At 57.1% G+C, this 24,447-nt stretch carries 15 protein-coding genes and 1 pseudogene; 10 read left to right on the top strand and 6 right to left on the bottom strand.

From position 1 onward, the window contains the following. Window positions 1–19 precede the first annotated feature (19 nt). Window positions 20–1,642 carry a citramalate synthase gene (gene cimA, locus Poly21_RS16760; protein WP_146408054.1) on the bottom strand — a complete coding sequence of 541 codons (1,623 nt, stop codon included), beginning with the start codon at window positions 1,640–1,642 and terminating at the stop codon, window positions 20–22. Then, window positions 1,639–2,181: a hypothetical protein gene (locus Poly21_RS16755; RefSeq protein WP_146408053.1), complete on the bottom strand. Its 543-nt coding sequence runs from the start codon at window positions 2,179–2,181 to the stop codon at window positions 1,639–1,641. The genes cimA and Poly21_RS16755 overlap by 4 nt, the downstream gene beginning before the upstream one ends. A 485-nt stretch (window positions 2,182–2,666) precedes the next feature. On the opposite strand from Poly21_RS16755, the gene Poly21_RS16750 reads away from it, so the two are divergent. The 8 genes and pseudogenes from Poly21_RS16750 to Poly21_RS16715 all read left to right on the top strand — a co-directional run bounded on the left by Poly21_RS16750 (window position 2,667) and on the right by Poly21_RS16715 (window position 8,967). Then, on the top strand, window positions 2,667–4,070 hold the full coding sequence (locus Poly21_RS16750; RefSeq protein ID WP_146408766.1) for a trypsin-like peptidase domain-containing protein: 1,404 nt from the start codon (window positions 2,667–2,669) through the stop codon (window positions 4,068–4,070). 265 nt (window positions 4,071–4,335) lie between these two features. Then, window positions 4,336–4,917 (top strand): sulfotransferase family protein, encoded by a 582-nt coding sequence (locus tag Poly21_RS16745; RefSeq protein WP_146408052.1) that lies wholly within the window; start codon window positions 4,336–4,338, stop codon window positions 4,915–4,917. Beyond that, window positions 4,908–5,588: a dockerin type I domain-containing protein gene (locus tag Poly21_RS16740; protein ID WP_146408051.1), complete on the top strand. Its 681-nt coding sequence runs from the start codon at window positions 4,908–4,910 to the stop codon at window positions 5,586–5,588. Before Poly21_RS16745 ends, Poly21_RS16740 begins: the two co-directional genes overlap by 10 nt. Next, window positions 5,537–6,238 carry a transposase gene (locus Poly21_RS16735; RefSeq protein WP_146408050.1) on the top strand — a complete coding sequence of 234 codons (702 nt, stop codon included), beginning with the start codon at window positions 5,537–5,539 and terminating at the stop codon, window positions 6,236–6,238. The genes Poly21_RS16740 and Poly21_RS16735 overlap by 52 nt, the downstream gene beginning before the upstream one ends. Window positions 6,239–6,650: 412 nt before the next feature. Further along, window positions 6,651–6,851: pseudogene (locus Poly21_RS28325) on the top strand (peptide-methionine (R)-S-oxide reductase); the annotation flags it as partial. 55 nt (window positions 6,852–6,906) lie between these two features. Next, window positions 6,907–7,719, top strand: a complete 813-nt coding sequence (locus Poly21_RS16725) for a class I SAM-dependent methyltransferase (protein ID WP_146408048.1) — start codon at window positions 6,907–6,909, stop codon at window positions 7,717–7,719. A 214-nt stretch (window positions 7,720–7,933) separates the two neighbouring features. After that, window positions 7,934–8,629: a transposase gene (locus tag Poly21_RS16720; protein ID WP_146408047.1), complete on the top strand. Its 696-nt coding sequence runs from the start codon at window positions 7,934–7,936 to the stop codon at window positions 8,627–8,629. Beyond that, window positions 8,626–8,967: an IS66 family transposase gene (locus Poly21_RS16715; protein ID WP_146408046.1), complete on the top strand. Its 342-nt coding sequence runs from the start codon at window positions 8,626–8,628 to the stop codon at window positions 8,965–8,967. The genes Poly21_RS16720 and Poly21_RS16715 overlap by 4 nt, the downstream gene beginning before the upstream one ends. A gap of 449 nt (window positions 8,968–9,416) precedes the next feature. On the opposite strand, the gene Poly21_RS16710 is transcribed toward Poly21_RS16715, so the two are convergent. The 3 genes from Poly21_RS16710 to Poly21_RS16700 are packed head-to-tail and all read right to left on the bottom strand — an operon-like array spanning window position 9,417 to window position 14,686. After that, entirely contained in the window at window positions 9,417–10,859 is a 1,443-nt protein-coding gene (locus tag Poly21_RS16710; RefSeq protein WP_146408045.1) for an ankyrin repeat domain-containing protein, read from the bottom strand. Between the two features lie 3 nt (window positions 10,860–10,862). Further along, complete coding sequence (locus tag Poly21_RS16705; RefSeq protein WP_302119263.1) at window positions 10,863–12,203, bottom strand: DUF1552 domain-containing protein; 1,341 nt, start codon at window positions 12,201–12,203, stop codon at window positions 10,863–10,865. Between the two features lie 2 nt (window positions 12,204–12,205). Beyond that, window positions 12,206–14,686, bottom strand: coding sequence for a DUF1592 domain-containing protein (locus Poly21_RS16700; RefSeq protein ID WP_302119261.1), 2,481 nt, complete (start codon window positions 14,684–14,686; stop codon window positions 12,206–12,208). Window positions 14,687–14,987: 301 nt separating this feature from the next. Between Poly21_RS16700 and Poly21_RS16695 the strand changes: the two genes are divergently transcribed. Further along, window positions 14,988–18,017, top strand: coding sequence for a RecQ family ATP-dependent DNA helicase (locus Poly21_RS16695; protein ID WP_302119258.1), 3,030 nt, complete (start codon window positions 14,988–14,990; stop codon window positions 18,015–18,017). A 14-nt stretch (window positions 18,018–18,031) separates the two neighbouring features. Beyond that, on the top strand, window positions 18,032–21,247 hold the full coding sequence (locus Poly21_RS16690) for a response regulator (RefSeq protein WP_146408043.1): 3,216 nt from the start codon (window positions 18,032–18,034) through the stop codon (window positions 21,245–21,247). A gap of 51 nt (window positions 21,248–21,298) precedes the next feature. Here Poly21_RS16690 and Poly21_RS16685 read toward each other — a convergent pair whose 3' ends face one another. Then, a complete protein-coding gene (locus Poly21_RS16685; RefSeq protein WP_302119256.1) occupies window positions 21,299–24,295 on the bottom strand; it encodes an AsmA-like C-terminal region-containing protein in 2,997 nt (998 codons plus the stop codon). Between the last annotated feature and the right edge of the window lie 152 nt (window positions 24,296–24,447).

The raw sequence follows: 24,447 nt of genomic DNA, 5'->3' as shown, positions 1-24,447 counted from the left end.
CCAGGCGTCATGGTCTTCGCTAATCTTTATGCAGTTTGTATTCGACGCTGTCGACGAGGGCCTGCCAGCTGGCTTCGATGATATTATCACTGACGCCGATGGTGCCCCATGTTTCCTTGCCATCGGTGCTCTCAATGTTCACACGAATCGAAGCGGCGGTGCCAGAAGCCGAATCCACCACGCGGACTTTGTAGTCAATCAGACTGATCTCACTCAGTTGTGGATAGGCACCCGTGAGCGCCTTGCGCAATCCCGCATCGAGTGCATTGACGGGGCCATGGCCCTCGGCAGCATCGAACCACAGCGTGTCGCCCACCTTCAGCTTGATAACCGCTTCGGCAAACGCCACATGATGCCCCACATCACGATCACCCGCCACGACGCGGTATTTTATTGTTTCAAAATGCGGATGGAACTTACCGCTGACCCGCTTGATTAGCAAATCGAATGACGCGGTGGCCGACTCAAATTGATAACCTTGGTTCTCTAGCCGCACGACTTCCGCCAGGATCTGGTTCATCAGCTCTTTGTCGTCGCCGAGATTGTGTTTGCCCGCAACGGCTTCGATATTGCTGCGGCCGGACAGTTCACTGACGAGAATTCGTCGTTCATTGCCGACGAGTTCCGGATCGATGTGTTCATAGGTCTTGGCGGCCTTGTTGATCGCGTGGACATGCATGCCGCCTTTATGGGCGAACGCACTCTGGCCCACGAACGGCTGGCCGCCACGCCACTGCAGGTTCGCGGTTTCGTACACAAACCGACTTAATTCTGTCAGCGAGGTCAACGCTCGGCCGCCTAGAACTTCATATCCTGACTTCTTCAATCCCAAATTGGCAATGATCGCGATGAGGTCAACGTTGCCGCAGCGTTCGCCAATGCCATTGATCGTGCCTTGGACCTGCAGGGCCCCCGCGTCGACGGCCGCGAGCGAGTTGGCCACCGCGAGTTCGCAATCGTTGTGGCAGTGAATTCCAAACTGGACGTCGTAGTCCGCGAGGGCTTCGCGAGCTGCCTGGGAAATTGCCGTGATCTCTTCCGGTAAGGTCCCCCCGTTGGTGTCGCACATCACCAACCAGTGCGCCCCCGCCGAGGCGGCGGCGCGGAGCGTCTCAAGGGCATATTGCGGATTGGCTTTGTATCCGTCAAAGAAATGTTCAGCGTCGTATAAGACGTCACGGTGGGCGGCCAAATACTCGACACTCTCGCCAATCATGGCGAGATTCTCGTCGAGTGTCGCCCCAAGCACTTCCGTGGCGTGATAATCCCAGGTTTTGCCTACCATCGTGCAGCAGGGGGTTTCGGCGGCGACGAGGGCCCGCATCCCCGGATCGTCAGCAGCTTTCATTCTCCGCCGTCTCGTCATCCCAAAGGCACATAGCTGCGTTTTACCGAGATCGAGATGCCTCGCCTGCTCAAAAAATGCGACGTCTTTCTCATTCGACAGCGGGTAGCCCCCCTCGACAAAATCAATCCCAATTTCAGCGAGCCGCTGGGCAATGTTGAGCTTATCCTGCAGGGAAAAACTCACTCCCTCTCCCTGCGATCCGTCGCGGAGTGTCGTGTCATAAATGGCAATGGGGGTGCGACTGGACGCAGCGGCAGCAGGCGACGGCGAGTTGTTTGTAGGCAAAGAAGTCATTTCGCGGGGTCGTCGGTCGGTGGAGTGGAGGAGGACTCGTTCAGGATCGCGGGTGTCTGGTAAGGATTTTCAGGGTCGATGTGGGCCGGTATGACTGGGTCAGCGACCGGCGGGTTCACAGCTAAAGGATTGCGAAGCAGCGCGGCGGATCGACGGCGTGCGTCTTCCACCCGCTCTTCTTCCGCTTTACGTCGTCGACGCCAAAGCCCGGCAATGACCACAAAAACACAACAGACCACTGACATCGATGCAACGAGCTGGAACGACAGCGAATTAATGTCACCGCCCCGCACCCAGGAAACCGCGAGCACGATTGTCCGGACCGTCGCGATCACCATTCCTACCAACGCCAATATCAACGCCGCAAACACGGAGTCTCCCCGACGATGGGGGTTCAATGCCACCACTCCAAAGAAGAGCAGTGGGATGCCGAACATCATCGGCAAAAACTGAGTATAACTCTTTTGGGTGGTTGCGCTGAGGGCCGCAATGGTCAATCCGAACAGCACCAGTCCGAAAACGATTCCGATTCTCGCCATCACGTTGAACTGGGGTACTCAGAACGATTGCTATGTGCAGGACATCATGCGAGCAGTGGCCGACGATGTACCCGCGTGGAATCGCATGTTGTAACCGAGGAACGGTGTTTCCTGTAGGGCAGAGCCGGATTCCGAGGATCGAAGGCATTTTGCCTAAACGGCATCGCCCGAGATGCGCGATGACGCAATCCATTTCCCAATCCGCTGTCGCCGCAATCGATACAGCTTAACCGACCGCTCCAATACCCCTAAGCAAACCTGAGTGTGGAGCCTGGTAAACCTTGCGGGGCGGATCATGCGTGATCAAGCGATCAGAAGCGGATGTCCGATGCTAACCCTTGTGCCGGTCACTCCGGCTGGCACATGGCTTCCGGTTGTTTCGGTCGGCTCGGTTCGGATGCGGGGATTGCATGAATTTTTATCGACTCATTACCCGTTCCCGCCTGACCAGATCGGTGACAGGGTTTGATCGCACACCTTCGCGAATGCGGTCTGTGCGTGCGATCGTCCTGTGCGGTGTCGCTGCCTTGGGTACGGTCACCTGGGCGGGGAGTACCCACGGCGTCGCAGCAGCGGATTTGCAATCCGAGTCCGCGTCGAGCCGCCGTCACTCCAACCGTGAGACTCCGACGGTCACGGCCATTCGCCGAGCATCTCCGTCTGTCGTAAACCTTCACGGCCACAAAACTGTTCATCAAACGGTGTCCTCGATCGGTGGCGTCACCCCGGATGTGGCCCGCCAGGTCAACGGGATGGGAACGGGCGTGGTGATCGACCCGCGTGGCTATGTGGTGACAAACTTCCACGTCGTCGAAGATGTCTTCGAGATTAATGTGACTCTACAGGATGGTTCAACGACCACCGCCGACCTGATCGTCTCGGATCCCGCTAGTGACTTGGCCCTGGTAAAGTTGCGCGGGCAAGGACCTTTCCAAACAATCCCACGCGGGCATAGTAGCGATCTGATGGTCGGGGAACCTGTGATCGCGATCGGAAATGCGTTCGGATATGTGCACACCAGCACGGTGGGCATCATCAGTGCGTTGCACCGCGATATCCCGGTCAACGAGACTCAAAGCTATCGCGACTTGATCCAAACCAGTGCCGGGATCAACCCGGGAAACTCAGGTGGCCCGTTGCTGAATATCGATGGCGAGATCATTGGCGTGAACGTTGCCGTGCGGGTTGGTGCTCAGCAAATCGCCTTTGCCATCCCAATCGACCAAGTACTCGACACCGTCACCGAGATGATCAATCGTCATAACGACCGACGCTTTGTCATCGGACTGCACGGTACGCTCGAACAGAATGGGGGAATTCGGATTGTGGAGTTGAGCAAGGGTGGAGCGGCCCAGCGTGGCGGTCTCCAACCGGGCGATCGCATCGTCAAGATCGACGAGGACACCATTGACACCGACCTGCAGTACGCCCTCGCGGTGCTCGACGCGGCTCCTGGCGAAAAGCTCCGCATGGAATTTCAGCGTGGCGATGAGACATACGAAACCTTCGTGGCCACCTTGCCAGCGACCTCAGCCTCAGGCGATCCGCTCGCGGACCTCGCATGGCAAGTCATCGGCGTCTCGGTTCGTCCCGCTGGCGACGCCTTCACACGGCGAATGAACATGCAACTGCAAACCAACTACCGCGGGGGGCTGATGATTACGGATGTCCGCACTGGATCGGCCGCCGATCAACAGGGACTTCGTAGCGGCGACGTGCTGCTGGGAATTCACTCCTGGCAAACGTCCAGTCTCGGCGATCTCGCCGAGATCCTCCAGCAACCGGAAATCCGCCAAGGCCCGAACGCGAAGTTCTATATCGTTCGCCGAGATCAAACACTCTACGGGCACATGCAATTGGCGGCTCAACCGCCCGCAACGCGCCGCTAGTCAAAGACCGGCACGTCATCGCTCATCGGTGATGGACTCCTCCTGGGACGGATGCCCTGACTCACTCGCACGCCCGCACGTGCATCACGAGCCAGCGCATCCGTCGACCCAGCCGGGACGGGTCCATCACCGATTTTTTTTGAGTCTGTCGCTAGCGAGCGGAGAGGCCGGAGGGGTCAAATCGACTGGGTTGCGACGTGTGATCGCGAAGTCCTGAAAGCACCCCAGGTACTTCGATGCTGGTGACATTCGCTATACTGCTGACATGCGATCACACCTCTTCCCTCGCGCCGGTAGCGCAGATCACTCCGCTACACCGTTCTTTGCCGTGCTCGGACCGCATCGATCGGGAACATCATGCGTCGCCATGGTATTGCATCACCTCGGAGTCCATATGGGCAACCGGCTTTCAGGTTATGAACCAACCGGTGGCGGCGAAGCGATCGGGTTGGCACAACTGTGCGAAGAGGCGATGCGGTTCCCCGCGACCGACCCCCATTGGCCAGATCAGCTGATCTCGCATAAGCTCCGGAGTTGGATCTTGCAGTGGCAGGCAGAAGCCAGTCGCCGGTGCACGGTGGCCGGTGGAAAGTATCCGCACCTCTGTCGATTCGCAAACCATTTGCATGAGGCCATCGGCGATTCACTTCGCATCATCGCAGTCGACCGTGATATCAATGCGTCAATCCGCAGTTTGAAGACCCGGTCTCATAAGCATCGAGGCCGATGGTTCGCTGCAACAGACACGGATTGTGAACGTGTCCAGACCAGCCTTATCGAGCACCGCGATCGATTCATCGAATTGCACCCCAATGTTCCGGTTTTCGCATCAATTTCGTGGACCTGACGGATAATCCCAAGCCCATTGTGGACAACCTGATCGAATTTCTTGGCATCGAACCAACCGACTGGGACGACTTTGGCAATGTCACCGGAAATGATTGGGGTGAAATCACCCAGCAACTTTCGCCTGATCCCGACAAGGTCTTGATCAGCGGCGTTTTACAAAGCAACGGACCGGCGGGGCGACAATCTACCTCGACCACCTATAGCAATAACAATCCTGTCAGTTCGTTGATGCCGGAAAGCACGACGGCATCATGGACCTGGGATGACACGTTCGACGTGATGACCTCGTCGACCGATGCAACCGGAAACAATTATCTCCAACAGGTGGATGCTGCGGGCCGGGTCACCCAGATGCAGTGGAAGCAAAATGCTTCCTTGGGACAAAACCCGACCCGTCCCCTGGATGTCAACGACGACTCCTACGTAGCAGCAATCGACGCCCTTCAGATTATCAACTACCTCAATACGAATGGCGAGACGCGCGCGCCTGTTGGCGGAAAGCGGCCAAATGGGTCAGAAAGCGGCCAAATGGGTCAAAAGCGGCCAAATGGGTCAGGCCTCTTTGTTTCAGCGTGCGGGCATGATACGATGTGGTACCGTCAAAACCGGAGTAATTCATGCCCAGACCACCTCGCGCGGATGAAGCTAACGGACTCTACCACGCACTGAATCGTGGGAATCTGAGGAATGATATCTTTCACAAAGATGCTGATTTTGCCGCATTTGAGAGAGTACTGCACGAAGCTTTGCAAATTTTCAAAGTTGAGCTTTTTTGCTACCAACTGATGCACAATCACTATCATCTTGTTCTGAGACCGCTCATCGATGGGGAGATGAGTCGATTCATGGGTTGGGTGGGCGGCACTCATACGATGCGGTATCACGCTCACTATCACACGAGCGGCCTGGGACATGTGTACCAGCAACGATACAAGAGCTTTCCGATCCAAGATGACGATCACTTCTTCATTGTTTGTCGATACGTCGAACGCAATGCACTGCGAGCTGGTTTGGTCACACACGCGGAGAACTGGCGATGGGGTTCATTATGGCGATGGCTGCAGAGTCCAGAACCCAACCCTCAATTACTTTCGGCATGGCCCATACCGAGACGTCCGCGGTGGGTTCAGCGAGTCAACGAACCTCTCGATCAGCACGAACTCGCAGCGGTGCAGTTGTCAGCCCAGCGCGGACGTCCGTTCGGAGAGGAAGGGTGGGTGGAAACGACAGCAAGAAGGCTCAATCTGGAATCCACCATGCGCCCCCGAGGAAGACAGAAAGTCCGAGTCGACCTGCCTGAGCGAATCAAAGAGGCCTGACCCATTTGGCTCGTTCTGAGCGAATCAAAGAGGCCTGACCCATTTGGCTCGTTTAAGTCGCTGCGAACATGCGTCGATCGCTCTCGCCCCTATGGCAGCGAGGAGTGGGTCGAAGAGATCGCTGAACGTCAGGGCTTGTGGCACACGCTACGTCCGGCAGGCCGTCCACGCAAGCGTCCCAGGCCAGAAAAGGACATCAAATGAACGATTCGACCCCCGTCCCGTTTTCTTCCCCGTCCGCATCCGTAAGGACTACGGCGGTGAGAACGTCAGCTGGCTTCGCCGCTTGGCCGTGACCTTGATCAAGCACAACGATACACTCAAGGCGAGCATCCGCCAAAAGCGGCTGCGAGCGGGGTACGACTTCGAGTTCCTGCTCGAGATTCTCAACTCTGTACCCGTCGCAGATTAAATGCGCTCACCCTGGTTCCCTCCCCAGGATTTTACGGCTAATTTGGTCGTTAGTGGAACGAAAATAACCGATTCAGTGGATCGTCCGATTTTTTCGACGGGACGTGAATTTATGTGCGACAATTGTGGTGGGCGTCTTGGTCACGTGTTCCGGGTTGAACATTTGATCGACAAAACCGCCCATCACTGCGTAAACAGCATTTCGACACGGTTGATCCGCACAGGCGAGACGTTTCCAGAGACAATAAACTCGGGCGATGTATCGCCTCAAATCCACCAGCATACATCGCATCCGCACCGTCGAGACTCACCTCGTGATCGTAAAAATCAAGCACATCGCCAAACGCGCTCTCGACCGAATTGCTGTCGCTACCGGGCGGAGACTGCCCTCTACCCAGGGGTTGTACATCGGTGCACGCGAGACGGTTGAAGCCGCCGAGCGGAACGGAGAAACGGTTTGCGACTATGTGGAAAAGTTGTGGGACATTGTCGGACTCACCGACAACATCCTAAATCAGTTGGAGCAGCGAGGCGTTTTTGCGGAGCCGATTGAAACAGTACTGGAAATCGGGGCTGGGACCGGAAGGTTCTTGGAAAAGACTTTGGAACGACACGAAATTTCTCGCTACGAGAGCTATGAACTCTCGAAAGACTGGGCGCAGTGGCTCGGCGGAAAATATCCGATCATTTCCCAGCCGTGTGATGGTAGCCGCTTAAATGCCACTCCTGACGGCAGCATTGATGTAGTCGTGGCCTATGGCGTATTCGTGTACTTGCCGTTCTTAACAACCTGTCGGTACCTCGACGAAGTCGCTCGTGTTTTGAAGCCTGGTGGGCGGTTTGCGTTTGACGCTTACTTTGAGAATTGTTTCGACGAAGAAACACTGGCGAAATGGGTTCACTCTGGCCATGATTATCCAGTCGTGTTGCCGCGAGACATGTTCGTCGATTTGCTGCAACAACGAGGTTTGGAACTGACATCGTATTTCCCTAACCCTTATGGGATTGGCAAAACCGAGTACATGGTGTGGATCAAACGATATGCGGCCAAGTCTACGCAAGCAAATTGACTGGGTGGTTTGACAACAACCACGACCGTAATTCGATCGGTAACACCTGATGATGGCGCAGGGCCACGACTTCTTGTCATCGGTCGACATCCTGAGCAACTGACTTGACCAATACCAACGCGACCTCAGAGAAGATAACGGGACGGGGGTTGAATCGACTCGTCCACCTCCCTATTCTGGGGACTAGTTCGCGAGCTGCTATCGAGTCATATCAATGCCACGTCAAAATCGAGATGACCGTGCCGGTCAAATCTATCATGCTCTGAATCGGGGTAATCAACGACAGGAAATTTTTCACAAGCCGGAAGACTTCCAGGCCTTCATTCGGGTGCTGGCCGAGGGACTTCAGAAATACTCCGTCGAACTGTTTAGTTTTACGTTGATGCCCAACCACTGGCATCTGGTTCTTCGCCCGGTCAAGGATGGGCAGATGGGACGATTGCTGCGATGGGTCACGGCGACTCACACCCTTCGCTACCGCGGTCATTACCATAGTCGCGGCGGCGGGCACCTCTATCAGGGCAGATTCAAGAGTTTTCCGATCGCCGACGATGAGCACTTCTACGTCGCTTGTCGCTATGTGGAGCGGAATCCCTTGCGTGCCAAGCTTGTCGATTCCGCAAAAGATTGGCAGCATGGATCGCTCCATCGGTGGAATCAGCCGAAGGAGCCCGATCCGGCAATTCTATCGCGATGGCCGATACCTCGACTTCGGGGCTGGAACAAGCGAGTCGATACGGCGTTAACTGCTGGAGAACTTAAGTCGCTGCGAACATGCGTCGATCGCTCTCGCCCCTATGGCAGCGAGGAGTGGGTCGAAGAGATCGCCGAACGTCAGGGCTTGTGGCACACGCTACGTCCGGCAGGCCGTCCACGCAAGCGTCCCCGGCCACAAAAGGACATCAAATGAACGATTCGACCCCCGTCCCGTTTTCTTCCCATGAAAAGGCGGTAAAGCTTCAAGGCAGGATCAACCGTCATTACACCGAGTGGTTAATCTTCGTTGATGACGCTCGCGTACCACCGACAAACAACCTTGCCGAGCGGGCGTTACGTCCGTTGGTGATCCTTCGCAAGATCACGTTTGGTCATCGTAGTGAAGCGGGAGCGGATCAGATGGCGAAACTAATGAGCGTCGCCGAGACTGCGCGGCGTCATGGACATCGGGCGAGCGACATCTACTTCGAGTTGCTGACACGTCCACCCGATGCAGCATTGAAGCGGCTCTACGCCAAACCGGTTGCTTAAGCGGAGGGATGCGTTGGCGTCAAACGATTTTGTTCAATGCTTATGCGGTCACCTTCCGCCGCACAACGCTGCACGACGGACTACTGCAAAAGCAATTCAACTTGATTGAATTGCTTTGGTTTGGATGCTGTGCGATCTCTACTTTTCCGAACCCGACTACCGCAACCGATTTCTCCTATGCGACGGAAGTCAGTTTGAATGATCCCATTGCAACAAACCATGGGATCTTCCAAATTTGAATGCTTGTGCGGTCATCTCGAAGATCACTGGTAAATGCGAAGCTAGATGGCCGGGGACTAAACTGTTACGCTGTCGGACCGTGCTCGTCAAACCGCACGATCATGAGTTTCATCGATAGATCGTTGCGGATCACGCGGACAAATGTCACCCATCTGAGCTGATGAAAGCGATTATTCTCGCGACGGGCGGAGCCTTCGGTCGACGATGATTCACTCGGGCAGAAGCTCTTCGATGGCGGCGATCGTGGCGGGGTCGGGCTTGAATGAGCCGGGGCGGTGGCCGAGGGCGATATCCAGCGGCGTCCAGCCATATTTGTTTTTGTGGTTCCAGTTTTCGGTTTTCGCACCGAGCTGGACGAGCAACCGTACCGTGTCGGGAAAACACCGATATGCGGCACCGTGCATCGCGGTCTCGTCATTCTTAGCGACGGCATTGATGTCGAGTCCACTGTCAACGAGCAACCGGATGGCTTGCTCAACTTCCTCCGGTGTCCCCTCATGCTCGCCGACATGATCGGTGCCGACACCCGCGGCGGCCATCAGGGCGGAGCAGCCGTCTGCATTCACAATCGTAGGATCGGCGCCGAGCTCCAAGAGCAGCTGCATATACGGTAGATCCACCGTTTGACTGGCCAGCAGAAACGGCGTGGCTCCGTTGGGATTAATTAGTCCCTTGGCGGCCCGACCGCGTCGGAGTTTGAGATTCACATCCGCCCCGGCGTCGACAATCTCACGCACGAACTCGAGGGCGGACAGATCACCGCTGCCGCGTGGTGGTGGGTCGCCCGCTGGGTTATCACCCTTGCCTGGACGACGGACCCAGCTGAGGGCATGCAGCGGCGTAAATCCGCTGGTCTGTTCATTGGGATCGGCTCCCCGCCGGACCAGTTCCATGGCGAGTTCGTAGTGGGCACTTTCGACGGCGAGCATCAACGGGCTCATCCCCTTGCGCGGGTTGCGTCCCGACGTTTGTTTGGGCTGCATCGTTTCACTGACCGAAGCACCCCGATCGAGCAGCTTCGTCACCGCCGCGGCATGCCCCTGACGTGCGGCAAAACAAAGCGGCGTGAACCCTGAAGGCAGAGAGCGGTGCAGGTCCGCACCGGCATCGAGCAATGTTTCGATGACGTCAGCATGCCCTTCAGCGGAGGCGAACATCAGTGCAGTTTGACCATTTCGCTGGGCGGCGTCCACGTCAGCATCATACTGAATCAGCATACTGCAGAGCTCGGCGCTGCCAGCGCGTGCCGCCATCATCAAAGGAGTGAACTTTCCCGGCAGTTGCTCATTGGCATCGGCGTGATGCCTCAGCAACTCGGCGGCAACTTCGACCGCGGAGCGTTGGCAGGCAATCGCAAGTGGGGTGATGTCATACAACGTCTTGGCATTGGGATCGGCACCGGCCTGCAACAGCCGGCGGGTCCACTCCTGGCTTTGGTGAAAGACTGCCCAATGCAGCGGCGTCATGCCATCCGGCTGGGTTTGCTCAGCGGGCCGAACGTCGTCACGGTCGGCTGAGAACAGTTCGCCAGCAAGGTCCCATTGCTGCCCCTCCATCGCGTCGACGAATCGGTGCGGTGATGCGGCCGAGCAACTCAGTCCCCACGTCAGTGACGTGGCAAGCAGGACCATCAAGTGCAGCAAATGGTTCATAGATCAGACATCAAAAAGAGCGTTAACGTGTCCGGTGCTATCGGCGAATTTCTCCAGCGGCACACCGACTTTGTTGAGCAAGGTTAAGTGCAAGTTCGACAGTGGTTCGGGATGCTCGTAGCGAATGTGACGGCCGCCCCGCATGTTACCCGCTGCGCCCCCGGCGACGAGGATGGGCAGGTTCTTATGATCGTGAGCGTCCGAGTCCCCCATGCCGCTGCCGTACAGATACAGCGAGTGATCCAGCAGCGTTCCATTGCCCTCGGGGATCGCGTCCATCTTCTGCAAAAACTCCGCAAACAGTGAGACATGAAACTGATTGATTTTGGCAATTTTGGCGAGCTTCTCGGGATTTCCACCGTGGTGGGTCACAGGATGATGCGGCTCGGGGACGCCAATCTCGGGATAGGTTCGCGTGCTGGCTTCCCGTGCCAATTGGAACGTGACGATCCGCGTGATATCGCCTTGGAAAGCGAGTAGTTGCAGATCGAACATCAACCTCGCGTGATCAGCGTAAGCGGCGGGAACGCCAACGGGGCGATCCAGGTCGGGCAGTGGGTTGTCCTGTGTCGTCTGCATCGCATGCTCGATACGACGTTCGACTTCACGGATGCTCTCCACATATTGTTCAATTTTGTTGCGATCACTCCCGCCCAGCCGCTGCTGCAACCGTTTGATCTCCAGCGTGACGCTATCGAGCAAACTCGCTCGCCTGTGCAATGCAGCGGCCCGCTGCGCGGGAGTGCCTCCATCACCAAAAAGCTGTTCGAAAACGATGCGTGGGTGTGCTTCGGATGGCAATGGAGTGGTCGGCGACGACCACGACAAATTGTTTTGATAGACGCATGCGTAGCCATTGTCACACTGCCCGACGGTAGACAGTAAATCCATGGCAAGTTCGAGGGAAGGCAATTGAGTCTGATTGCCGAAATGCTTGGCCGCGATTTGATCGGCAGTTGTGCCGAGATAGTAATCGCTGCTTTCGGTAAGCTTCGCTTGCGCGGCACTGAGGAACGCGGCATTGGACGTTGCATGAGAGCCTGGGTAGGCATTTTGCAGATCCATGCCGGTGATCACACACAGCTGATCTTGCACCGATTGCAGCGGCGAGAGACTCGATGGCAGCTCATCGAGCGATTCACCACCGGGCGTCCATTCCGCAGGATTGAATCCCATCGGCGTGTAGATGTAACCGATCCGGCGTAGATTCTCATCAGACGCGGGTGTCGCTTCCGCCGCCGTCAATGAGGGAATCATGGCGTCGAGTAACGGCAATGAGAGAGCTGTGCCGAGGCCGCGAAGCAATGTGCGACGAGGTAACGCATTCTTTGTAATGAACATCATTCTTAGTTTTCAACGTTGGCGGACGAACGGACGCTGCGATATTGAAACGGTTGGCTAGCGACGATGCCCTGGACAATCGACGAAAGACGGTAGTTCTTTTCTGCTGCACTGCGGACGATGCTTCGAATCGCCGCGGCATCGTGGTAGTCAACGACGCGTCCCAAAGCGAACGTCATCATCTTTTCACTCAAGCAGCTGACGAACATTTCGGGACGCGATAGCAGATTGGCCTCCAGATCAGCCACCCCATCGACGTTAGCTCCATCGGGCAGTGTGCCGGAGGCGTCGATCGGGCTCTCGCCTTCCTTTTCCCGGTATTGACCGAGGGCATCGTAGTGGTCGAGGGCAAAGCCGATGGGATCGATCAGATCATGGCAGGAGGCGCAAGCGTCGTTGGCCCGGTGGATGGCAAGTCGCTCACGCAATGTGGTCGCCACCAGCGTGGTTTTTTCTGTGAGTGCCGGAATGTCCGGCGGTGGCGGAGGTGGCGGGTTTCCGATGATGTTTTCCAGCACCCAATTTCCGCGTACCGTAGGTGAGGTTCGCGTGGCGTACGACGTCACGCTCAAAATACTGCCGTGTCGCAGCAACCCGCCGCGATGTGAGTCTGCAGGCAAGGAAACGGCACGAAACTCGTCACCGAGTACACCGGGGATGCTGTAGTGCCGAGCCAGTCGCTCGTTGAGGAACGTGAAGTCGCTATCGATCAAGTCCAGGACACTGGCGTCGCTGCGCAGTACATGCTCAAACAGCAACTCGGTCTCACGCCGCATCGCGAGCTTCAAGTTCTCGTCGTAGTCGGGGAATAAACGCAGATCGGGTGTAACGGCATCAAGATTGCGAAGATACAGCCACTGGGCGGCAAAGTGATTAACGAGACTGTGTGAGCGGTCGTCAGCTAGCATACGAGTGACTTGATTACGCAGGACCTCCGGATCACTCAGGGCGTCAGCAGCGGCGAGATCGAGCAATTCATCATCGGGCAAGCTGCTCCATAAGAACGCCGCCAGTCGCGAGGCCAATTCAAAGTCGCTGATACGAGCGATTGGTCCGCTCGCGTCGGAGTCGGCTATCTGCTCGACATGAAAAAGAAAATTCGGATTGACCAGGATCGCAGCGATCGCCCGCTCGATACCGAGCTCAAATGCAGGTTGCCAAGCATCCGTGGGTTCGCTGGCTAAGACATCTTCAAAAAAAGCCAGTGGCGTGGCGAGGTCTGCCGCCGTCACGTCGCGACGAAAGGCAACGCGAGCGAGACGCCCAAGAATCTGCTCGGCGGCGTCACGCTGATCCTCCTGGGACGACGATGCGGGCCATGCCGTGAAAATCAGCGAACGACTCGGCGTGTCGGCCGTACTGGCAATTTCTGCGGAAGATCCACCCTCATCAGCAAACGGGCCGACAATGGACACCTCTAGCAAGGCAGGTTGCTGTCGAGGGTGGCGATGGCGATTGTACGCCGCCTCGAACGGCTGACGTTTGATCTCGATGAGCGAATCGCCCTGGCTAACGAATGTCACCGCGATGTCGTGCGGCCCAGCAGTAATCGGAATTCGCACCTTCAGATTGGCGTCGATCAGCGTATCATCACGCCCGCGCGGCGGGGGTTTGATCGTCCAACGATGCTTCGGTTCGCGATCGACGAGCACATCGAGGTCATGTGGACGCGACAGCCCCTCGATCATTTCGTCACGGTCGCGAGTCAAACGCACGGCGATCTCGTAGACCCCTGATTCAGCAAATGTGTGCTCAATGTTGGTCCCGCCCCGTGTTCCCAAGGGCAGTCCCGCAACGTGGCTTTCTTGCGTTAGGTCAGCAGGCAATCGAACATTCAGTCCCATAGGTGTTTGGGTGGAGCGGGCCACTGCGATTCTGGCGATTTGCTCCGCAGCGGTCAGGTAGCGACTCATCAATGACGGCGATAGATCGCCTACCGTGATATTGTCAAACCCGCCGCTGGATTCGTCCTTGGGCAACCACGAGGTGATGTCCAATTCGATACCCAGTAAGTCGCGGACGCTGTTTTGATACTCGGTTCGAGTGAGACGTCGGAGAGAGTCAACCGGAGCAATGACGGGGGCTTGGGCGGCAACTCGGTCAAGCGTCTGAGCGAGGTTCGCCACGAGCTCGCGGTATTCCTGTTCGGTTGGTCGTTCGGCGTCCAGCGGCGGCATCTGACGCGAGGCAACCCGCCGCAACACCGCTTCCCACTCGGCCAATGGGTTGCGGGCACCGACACGGCTCAGTTCGTGATCGGCTGGCCATTGCACTTGCGAAAGTAAAGTCGTTTCCAAATCGAGATCGGAAACCGCATCGGCAGCGTTATGGCAGTCCATACAATACCGGTCCACGAACGCTTCCACGGGACGCGTCCCGTCGCCTGCGGTCAGCCGCTCGTCGGCGCAAACCAACCCCATCCAAACCGCTTGGGCGAGTGATGTCAGGATGATCCAGCGACAGACGAACGGCGTCATGTGAAACATGAAAATCCCAGTAGGTGAAATACAGCAGCATTACATGGCTGAGGCGGGCCCCCCAGTGTATCCTAAAAACTCCTGCTGGGGAAAGCGAATTTTGGTCGCGAAATACGAATGGCATGGAGCGTATCAGAGCTGATCGCTACGCTGCCGGGCTGCAATTTGCTACAATTCCAAGGGGGGCTGCTGGATTGGCCCGCGCACACGTCGGTTTCGTACTGACCGTGACTGTTTCTCCTCTTCTTTTCGCATCAAGGCGTTCCGGATGACACCGCCCGCGAGTTCGTCGCCCCCCTCCACGTCGACAATGGCCGCTGCTTCGACCCCACCGCGGAATGTGCGACTGACCACGGACGATCCCGAGTCATTACTGCCACGATTTGGACTTCATTCCTTTCGGCCAGGTCAACGCGGCGTCGTCGATGCATTGGCCTCGGGTGAAGATTGTTTGTGCGTGATGCCTACCGGGGGCGGCAAGAGCCTGTGTTATCAGTTACCCGCGTTGGCACGAGAAGGCACAACCATCGTTGTATCGCCGCTGATTGCACTGATGAAGGACCAGGTCGACACACTCGTCTCGCGCGGCATTCGGGCCAAGTTGATCAATAGTTCGTTGTCTCATGGCCAGCAAGAATCGGTGATGGAGTCGATGGCCAGGGGCGAGCTTGACATGATCTATGTCGCCCCCGAAAGACTCCGCAATGGTCGATTCCTGGAAGCAGTCGCGAAAGCTGATATTTCGTTGCTAGCGGTGGACGAGGCGCACTGCGTGAGCGAGTGGGGGCACGACTTTCGTCCCGACTACTCGCGACTGGGTGGATTCCGTGATCGCTATTTGGGCGGCGTGCAGACGATCGCGCTCACGGCGACGGCAACGCCAACGGTTCGCGATGACATCAGTGAGCTCTTAAAGCTGAAAGACCCGAGTATCTTCGTCACCGGGTTTGCACGTACCAATCTGAGGTTCGCAGTCGAGTCTTGTAATAACGACGCGGCCAAACGCGCGACCCTTGAGAAGTACCTGCGCGGCCGTGATGGCACGGGAATCATTTACGCCGCCACCCGTAAGCGTTGTGAAGAGATCGCCGAGTGGCTGCCCGAAAAAACGGGACGCAAGGTTGGCGTGTACCATGCGGGACTGCATCCTGACGAACGCCGCCGAGTCCAGGAAGCGTTCATGAAAGGCGATCTTTCTGTGATCGTGGCGACTAACGCCTTCGGGATGGGGATCGACAAGTCCGACATTCGGTTTGTCGTGCACTTCAACATGCCCGGTTCGCTCGAAGCCTACTATCAAGAGGCGGGCCGGGCCGGTCGCGATGGCAAAATGAGCGACTGCCTATTGCTGTTCGCGTATTTCGATCGACAGATCCAAGAATTCTTTATCGAAAACCGCTACCCCTCGCGGGCAACGGTCAAGAAAGTCTATGAGTTCCTCCTCTCACGCGATGAGGATCCGATTGAACTGACGCTCGACCAAGTCCGCGCCTCGATCGATGTCCGCGATGGCACCGAGGCGATCAGTACATCCGAAACCCTGCTGGCGCGGGCCGGTGTGCTCAAGCGACTCGATGCCGGTTCAAACCAAGCCGTCGTGCGAATCGATAGCGATGCGGCCACGATGCTCGACTTCCTGCCCCCGGAATCGAAAATCAAACGGCGTGTCATGGCGGCGGTTGAAAAAGTCATCGGCAAGCGACGCGGTGAAGACGTCTATGTTCGCCCCGACACGCTGGCCAAACTCGCCGACATGGATCGGACGAAATTGACAAATCAGTTGCGTGAACTGACGAAGCTGCGCGCGTTCGACTACGTACCTCCCTTTCGCGGACGAGCGGTCCACATCACCCGCCGCGACCTACCGTTCCATCAACTGAGCATTGACTTCGATGAACTCGATCGGCGTAAAGCGGCCGAGTATGAAAAGCTGGAGGCGGTAATCGCATTCGCCCGGGCAGCGTCGTGCCGCCAACGTGTCATCTTGGACTACTTTGGTGACCCGAACGCTGCTGACTGTTCCCATTGTGACCGCTGCGACCCGGTTGGCGGCAAATTGGTACGTGACGGGGACTGGAGCGGCAGCGTTCCAACCACCGAGGCGAACTCTCTGGACGCCGTATCCACCGCCATTGCCCATCCCGATATCGATGAGCGTCAATTGCTGACGGGAATTCGCGTGGTGCTGTCGGGCGTGGTACGCACCCACGGGAGACTCGGAAAAAACCTGATCGCACAAATGTTGGTGGGATCCAAAAACAAACGGGTGACGCAGATGCGGCTGGATCGGCTGAGCACGTACGGGATGCTCACTGGAATAACTCAGACAGACGTGGCCGACGTGTTGGACTCGTTGCTGGCCGCCGGGCTGCTCGAACAGAAAGAGGTGAGCGAGCGGCGCCCCACCGTGCACATGACCGATGCCGGCCGGCGGGTCATGAACTGCACCGATCCGCTGCCAGCAGCCTTGCAATTCAAACACCGGGTGGCCAAGAAACTCGCAAAGGTGTCGGCCTCGATCCAGTCGGGTGATGTCGAAGGTGACGAGGTGATTGTCGACCGGCAGGTCCGCCCGTCGGAAGCGAAGTCGGCTGAGCGACCGCGCAGTTCGTCGGCAGGTGAGACCGATCGTTCAGATCGGCCGAGCGGTCCGACAACGGTGGCGGACGCTGGCCGTTCGGACCGGCCGAGCGGTTCGGCCACCATGACGGACCCGCATGAAGAGCTGCTGCGAGAGCTCAGTGATCGGATTAAGAGATTTCGCCGCAAGCGAGCCGCCGCTCTCGGTTTGGCACCCCATCAAATTCTCTCAGGCTCCACCATCGAGCGACTCGCCGAAACTCGTCCTGCCAATGCCACGGAACTGGAGAATGTGCCAGGAATCAGCAGCGACTTCATCGACGCTTACGGACATGATCTATTGGATCTGATCACGACCACTCTGTCCCAACACGAGCTCGCGCAGCCAGCACAAAGTGATCGGCAGGCACCGGCCGAAAAAAAAACCACAGAAAAAGTACCCGCCGAGACAGCCCCTCATGCAAACTCTAGCTCCGTGGAGCAGGGTATGCCCCACGTCAACCAATCAATTCCCACAGACCAATCAATTCCCACAGACCAATCAATTCCCGCGGACCCAGAATCGTGGCGGACCGACTATTGGACATGGCGACTCTGTCGCGACGGATATACGATTGATCAGATCAGCGAGATCCGTGGAGTTAGCGTGGAGGGGTTGCTGGCACATCTCGTCGCTGCGGCGCGGGCCGGTCATTGCGTGGACGCGAACTGGGGTGGTTCTCCCGAGCGTGTTGCGAAGCTGAGCCGCGCGATAGGCTAAATTATAAGGTTTCGATGGTGCGAATTATCTACAAACTGCTCCTGGCAACCCTCTTGCCCGCGGTATTGATTTGGACCGTAGGAAATTATGCCGCCAGCGTGGGGCAACAGAGTTTACGCGCCGCGATCGAGAAAACTTCGTTAACTCGCGCCAGCGCGGTGATCGACGAAATCGATCGCGTGGTCCAAACACGTGTGGCTCAGAGCGAAGCTTACGATCGCAGTGAAGTCGTCCAACAAACGCTTGCTAACTCCAACCAGGAGTTCAGTGAGTTCGATGATGTCGAGTCTGTCATCGACGAGCGGGAGCGTCAGTGGCGGCAAACCCCGGCCGACGAAACAATTCCGTTAATGACTTCGTTGACCAACAACCGCTTGTCACGGGATCTCCGTAGCCTGGTGGGCAAGCTCAACGAGAGCGGCGACTACGACGTTTTTGGTGAAGTGTTTTTCACCAATCGCTACGGTGCCAACGCCGCCCAGACCGGGCGAACGTCGGACTATCGTCAAAATGATGAGTCCTGGTGGACCGATGCGGTCGCCCATGGCGTCGACATCAGCGATATTATTTTTGACGATAGTGCTGGCATCTACTCCATCGACATTTCCCTGCGTGTCGACGACAGCAAAGGTGAGCTGTTGGGGGTCATGAAGGCTATTCTGAACATCCGCGAAGTGTTCAGTGTGATCGATCGGCGAGCGGATCAATCCGGGTCCGGAGAACGGTTGCTACTGCTTGACCGGGAGGGCAACATTATCCACATCAGCAACCACTCGATGACCATGAAAGGCGACAATGTACGATACCTCAATCAGGAGCAGTTAGACGCCGCGTCGCCTTACGCAACGATCTATTTCCCTCACCCCGATACGGGTGAGAATTATCTTGTGGCGATAGCCAAGAGCAAAGGCTACGGTGACTTCGCAGGGTTAGGGTGGGTACTCATCAACGAGACTCAAGAGTCACTGGCGTTTGCTCCTGTCACCGAACTACGGTCACGCCTGTTGTGGTTTTCGCTGATCGCAACGCTGATGGCCATGATTATCGGTGGTTTGATTGCATGGTCACTCTCCCATCGGATCAGTCATTTGACGCGTGCCACGATGGCATTGGCAGGCGGTAACCTAGCGACTCGCGTGGTGGACCGAGGCCATGACGAGATCACGAAACTGGCCAAGCACTTCAACTTGATGAGTAAGCGACTGCAGCAGTCTCAGGCCGAATTGGTCGCTGCCCGAGATGAAGCCCGTGAAGCCAACGCGGCCAAGAGTGCATTTTTGGCCAACATGAGTCATGAAATTCGCACCCCCATGAATGGGATTATCGGAATGAGCGAGTTGCTCGCCGATACTTCATTGGCACCGGAACAGCGTGAGTATCTCGGCATGGTTCGTGGATCCGCGGACTCATTGCTACGTCTGATCAATGACATTCTCGATTTTTCGAAAATCGAAGCCGGTAAAATGGAGCTTGAGATCATCCCGTTCGACTTGCGGGACTGCGTCGAAACGACGGCTCGCTCGCTCAGTCTACGCGCCGCTGACCAAGGCCTCGAAATGGCATGCCGGGTCGCCCCAGCGATTCCGTATCGCTTGCTCGGCGATCCGGGACGACTGCGACAAATCATTATCAACCTGTGCGGTAACGCGATGAAGTTTACCGAAGAGGGCGAAGTGGTGGTCGCGGTTGAGATGGACGATCAGACCGAACAACATGTGATGCTGCATTTCTCCGTCCGCGATACCGGTATCGGGATTCCGCCGGACAAGCTGTCAAAGGTTTTCGATTCGTTCTCCCAAGTCGATGCCTCCACAACACGAAAGTATGGCGGAACGGGTTTGGGCCTCGCCATCTCGAACCAACTCGTCGAGCTGATGGGTGGGAAAATCTGGGTCGAAAGCGAGCTGGGCGTGGGCACCACATTTCATTTCCAAGTGCAACTCGGCAAGTGCGACACGTTACCGCCACCACCACCTGACGAACTCAGCCGGTGGGCAGGAACGTCGATCCTCGTGGTCGACGATCATCCCACCAACCAACGAATCTTTCGCGAATTGCTGAAGGCGTGGAAGTTGAAACCGGTCTGTGTCGATGACGGCTACCAGGCGATCGCCGAACTGGGACGGGCCAAGGATATGGGAACGCCGTACCCGATGATGTTGCTCGACTGCATGATGCCGGGATTGGACGGTTTCGGTGTGGCTGAGCAATTACAGGCCGATCCGAGCTTTGCCGATACCAAAGTCATCATGGTGTCATCGGCAGCAGACAGTAGCGATACCAAGCGTTGTCGCAAACTAGGTATTTCCCGATACTTGATTAAGCCGGTCGTGCAATCCGAATTGCTCGAGACGATCCTGCAGGAGCTGAGTGATGCGCCACCTGAACACGAGGTCGGCGAGACGCCGGCGATCGCTCCGACCGGTGACGAACTCCACGTTCTGTTAGTGGAAGACAACGTCATCAACCAACGTGTGGCTTCCGGATTGCTCACCCGGATGGGACACCGTGTCGAAATCGCAGAGAACGGAAAACTGGCCATCGAAGCTTGGCAGAGAGGCCGTTTCGACTTGATTCTAATGGACTGGCAGATGCCGGTGATGGATGGCACCGAGGCGGCCAAAGTCATCCGCCAACAAGAAGCATCCACGGGTGGACATATTCCTATTATCGCGATGACGGCCGCTGCGATGAAGGGCGACCGTGAAAGTTGCCTTGAGGCGGGGATGGATGGGTATATTAGCAAGCCCATTGACCCCAAAATATTGACGGCAACGCTGGCGAAGATTAAAGGTTCAGCAGATCAGGTCGAGAAACCATCGCCCACGGCGGTGGCCCCGCAACCAGTTTCAGATGCGGCCGAGAGCTGCCCGGCCGATTCGTCCATCAACATCGAAGCAGCTCGTGAACAGATGGGCGGCTGCACTGACGCCGTGTTGTCCGAATTAGCCAAGGTGCTGGCATCGGAATGCGAGACGCGGACCGGTGAGATTCGCGCCGCCGTTGACGCGGACGATATTGACGCGGCGGGCCGATCCGCCCATGCACTGAAAGGAGCCGCGAGTCTGTTCGACGTGACGTCGATTATCGAGCCACTGAAGATCATCGAACAGGCCGCACGCGAAAACAATCTTGCCAACGCACGCGATCAGCTCACCGAGCTGGAAACTGCTGCCGAACTCGCGACCAAAGAGTTGCAAGTATTTGCAGACCGTGTGGATGGTGAGTGAATCGGACCGCTGCTCGGAACAATGGCTGCGGCAATGTCGACGAGTCCAGGTTCAGAACCCGTCACTAATACCACCGACGACGCCCACGCCAGCGCCTGTGAAGATCAAGCGTCCGCTCTCCCGAATGAGGAACCGAGCGGCTTCCTCTCGGAACGTTTCGGCAGTTTGCAGCCGCACGATGGGGTGGTCGATCCGACCGAGAATCCGAACCACCAGGGTACGATCTCGAAGCAATTCTGATACATCTAGAATCACCGAACTGGGCAGCAACGTACGCAGCAGATACCGCTGAGCCAACCGCTGCAAGTCGAATGCAAGATCGCGGTAGTCGCCCGTTGCGATCAGCGCCTCGATGTCCATGCGCTGGCTCCGCAGGAAAATCTGCCCATCAGCTCGGATCAACGCCGCATCAGATCCCAACCAAAACTCGTCCATTGTGAGCACGCCGTTGCCGATCACACCGTGCGCCTCACCCACGTCAAATTTTTCAGTTGCCAACGATACTGGTCCGAGCCATTGCCCGACACCGACCAGCCCGGGGACCGCACCACCGCGAGTCTCACCCAAGCGGAATCGGAACCGCCCCGCGAGATCGTCGATACCACGCACCGATTTGCCGCCGAGAGTCATCTCTCCCGTGATTTCTCCTGTGGCGAGACTGGTGGCTTGGCCGAGCTGGTCGCTTAAGCGAAAAAAGTCGACACGTCGTGTCTTCCAACGACTCGACAAGTCCACCCCACGAGTACCTCGATGTGAGGACGAGACAGATAACTCCCCTTCAAGCGACCCCCCGCCCACACTCGCCACAATGGTCGGCAATCGCAGTTTCCAGCGTTGGGTCATAGCATCGGCATCGACAAGAATTCCGCTGTGCGCGGTACCCAATGCGACGTTTGCAAGTACGAGTTGTCGACCGACAACATTGCCACGAACTCGTATCGCGTAATTGGTGCCACTCAGTCGAATCGTGCCAGACCCTTTTCCATCAACCTGTTCGCTGACCATCGGCACAAAAAACAATCCCCGACGTAAATCAATTCGGTCGACTCGGGCGGTCATATCTGTACGCAGCTGAAATGCACCATTCTGCCGATCCAATTCCACTCGCCCGTTGGCTCGTGCCGTCCCGCCAGCATAGTCGCCCACAAGCGAGTCGATCGTCAATATGCGACCATCGAAAACGCTGCTTGCCGACGTCTGCCTGGAAACAAGCATATCCCGATATCGCAGATCGGTGACCCTGAGCTCGAGCTGCGTTTGAGCTCCGTCACTGCCAAGACTAGGGGTAGTCGTGCCATTGATTGCGCCGGAGATCTTCCCACTGATGTCGGACCGGTCCGTGCCAGCAAAAAACATCACTGATCTAATCGAGAGATCACTGAGTTGTATTTCGTATTTGCGCAAGCGTCTGAGCACGTCGGACCATCGATCCTCCGCCGTCGCCTCCGCCACCATATTAACCCGCATGGTACCATCGAGTATTTCACCTTCGCCGCGCAGATCAATCTCACCCGCCTGAGCAGATAGCGCGAGATGAAACTGGCCCAATTCCTCGTCACCTAACCGCATGTCGGCAACGTTCAGCTCAGCGGTTCCCAGGTGTGCTGCTGGCTGGGCTAGTGACGCCATTGGCACCTGCCACTTAACTTCACCTGAGATGGAGGCATTGAAATCGGGAGCCGTCGTCATGGCAACCGGTATTCGAATCGTCGGGCGGAGCTGCGAGAAGTGCACATCGGCTAGCAGCATGTCTGCCCCGTCAGAGGGTATCGTCGCCGAACCTTGCAGCCGACCGCCAAACATCTGCGCATCCAGCGAGTCGATCTGTACCGCGTTGGGCTGGATCCGATAGTCACAGCTGAGCTCACGAATTTTAACTGTGTTTGGAAGCGTCGCAACGGAGCGTCGAGGTCGAATCCGCAGACTGCTCGGTGTCAGCTGAATATCATGCTCCAACACCCCGAGGTCGACGCCAGCGACTCGTAGTCCTGGCGATGCCACAGCGGCGTGAATATCCCACTGACTCTCCTGAAGCGATTTGGAAAATCGCCCGCTGCCGGTGCTCTGAAAATCGAGCTTGCCTTGCACCCATGTAAACCCATCGCTGGGAGACGTGTCACCGCTGGCCGATTGCAGCAACGCGGCAACGCTCTGCGTGGGAATATCATCGCCTTGAACGTTGAAGTGAAACGGTCCGCTGCCGTCCAACGGCAGCGTCGCATTCCCCTCCAGGCGAATCGATTCGGCTGCGGACTCGCCGGCGGTGAGATCGAGCCGTCCCAAATTCAGGATACGCGTTCGAATTGAAATATCGTTGATATTCAGCGACGCAGGCGGCAGACCTCGGAGCGCCAATGCGTCGCCCGCGACGTCTCCACTCAACCGGTAGGTTTCGATTTGCGAGATTGAATCGAGTGGCACGGCGAACTGAACATTGCCCGATACCTTGCCGCCTTGAACGAGGGTGTTGGTGGAACTTGCACCGACTTTCATCACCAAGTCCATGATCGGCCTCAGGGCGATGTCTTCGATGTTCAGACTCGCCGTCAGATCACCACGGGGCACGAGCGCAGCGGTTGCAGAGCCTTCGATCACACCGGGCGTACCAACCTGAGCTGTGATGAGATTCGCACGCAATCTGTTCAATGCGACCTGGCCGTCACGATAAGTCACGCGTGCCGCTAAATTGTCAAATTGAAGGTTGTCAACTCGCAGCGAGGGACTGGTCAGCGTGCCATCGAACCGATACGCAGCGGCATCGGTGAGCGATGTCCAGGGCACACCGACCTCAAACCGCACCGATACCTTCCCCTCCAACGGCAACCCCAGGCGGATGCCGATGCGGGACAATCGAGCCGCAAGTTTGGCCACATCAATGCCGTCAAAGGTCCACTGGGTCGACCAAAATCGCGGTTTCGTCGCCGGTGTTGCGGGGGCGGAAGCCGCCACTGGTGCCGCAGTTGCAGCCGGAGCGACTTGTGCCACACAGCGGATGGCGAGGAGTGGGCTGCAATACAAGCACAATACAATAATCGCGGAACGCATCATGTGCGGTACCTCGTTAAAAAAACGGCAAATCCACCGACCAATACCTGTCAACCTACTTATCCGTCGTCCTAATTTCTCGTCGGCTACTTTCACCATAGCCTGCGACGATGCTCGGCGGATAGCGGAAAAGAAAGAGCGGCTGTTCACCACCC

Source organism: Allorhodopirellula heiligendammensis, assembly GCF_007860105.1.
GTDB lineage: Bacteria > Planctomycetota > Planctomycetia > Pirellulales > Pirellulaceae > Rhodopirellula > Rhodopirellula heiligendammensis.
Note: the sequence above shows the minus strand (reverse complement) of the source record. Positions and strands in the feature narration are given on the sequence as shown.

What these genes read in the sequence shown, in the direction of transcription:
- cimA (WP_146408054.1), bottom strand. Translation starts at nt 1,642, where the DNA reads ATGACTTCTTTGCCTACAAACAACTCGCCGTCGCCTGCTGCCGCTGCG.
- Poly21_RS16755 (WP_146408053.1), bottom strand. Translation starts at nt 2,181, where the DNA reads ATGGCGAGAATCGGAATCGTTTTCGGACTGGTGCTGTTCGGATTGACC.
- Poly21_RS16750 (WP_146408766.1), top strand. Translation starts at nt 2,667, where the DNA reads ATGCGGTCTGTGCGTGCGATCGTCCTGTGCGGTGTCGCTGCCTTGGGT.
- Poly21_RS16745 (WP_146408052.1), top strand. Translation starts at nt 4,336, where the DNA reads ATGCGATCACACCTCTTCCCTCGCGCCGGTAGCGCAGATCACTCCGCT.
- Poly21_RS16735 (WP_146408050.1), top strand. Translation starts at nt 5,537, where the DNA reads ATGCCCAGACCACCTCGCGCGGATGAAGCTAACGGACTCTACCACGCA.
- Poly21_RS16725 (WP_146408048.1), top strand. Translation starts at nt 6,907, where the DNA reads ATGTATCGCCTCAAATCCACCAGCATACATCGCATCCGCACCGTCGAG.
- Poly21_RS16720 (WP_146408047.1), top strand. Translation starts at nt 7,934, where the DNA reads ATGCCACGTCAAAATCGAGATGACCGTGCCGGTCAAATCTATCATGCT.
- Poly21_RS16715 (WP_146408046.1), top strand. Translation starts at nt 8,626, where the DNA reads ATGAACGATTCGACCCCCGTCCCGTTTTCTTCCCATGAAAAGGCGGTA.
- Poly21_RS16710 (WP_146408045.1), bottom strand. Translation starts at nt 10,859, where the DNA reads ATGAACCATTTGCTGCACTTGATGGTCCTGCTTGCCACGTCACTGACG.
- Poly21_RS16705 (WP_302119263.1), bottom strand. Translation starts at nt 12,203, where the DNA reads ATGATGTTCATTACAAAGAATGCGTTACCTCGTCGCACATTGCTTCGC.
- Poly21_RS16700 (WP_302119261.1), bottom strand. Translation starts at nt 14,686, where the DNA reads ATGTTTCACATGACGCCGTTCGTCTGTCGCTGGATCATCCTGACATCA.
- Poly21_RS16695 (WP_302119258.1), top strand. Translation starts at nt 14,988, where the DNA reads ATGGCCGCTGCTTCGACCCCACCGCGGAATGTGCGACTGACCACGGAC.
- Poly21_RS16690 (WP_146408043.1), top strand. Translation starts at nt 18,032, where the DNA reads ATGGTGCGAATTATCTACAAACTGCTCCTGGCAACCCTCTTGCCCGCG.
- Poly21_RS16685 (WP_302119256.1), bottom strand. Translation starts at nt 24,295, where the DNA reads ATGATGCGTTCCGCGATTATTGTATTGTGCTTGTATTGCAGCCCACTC.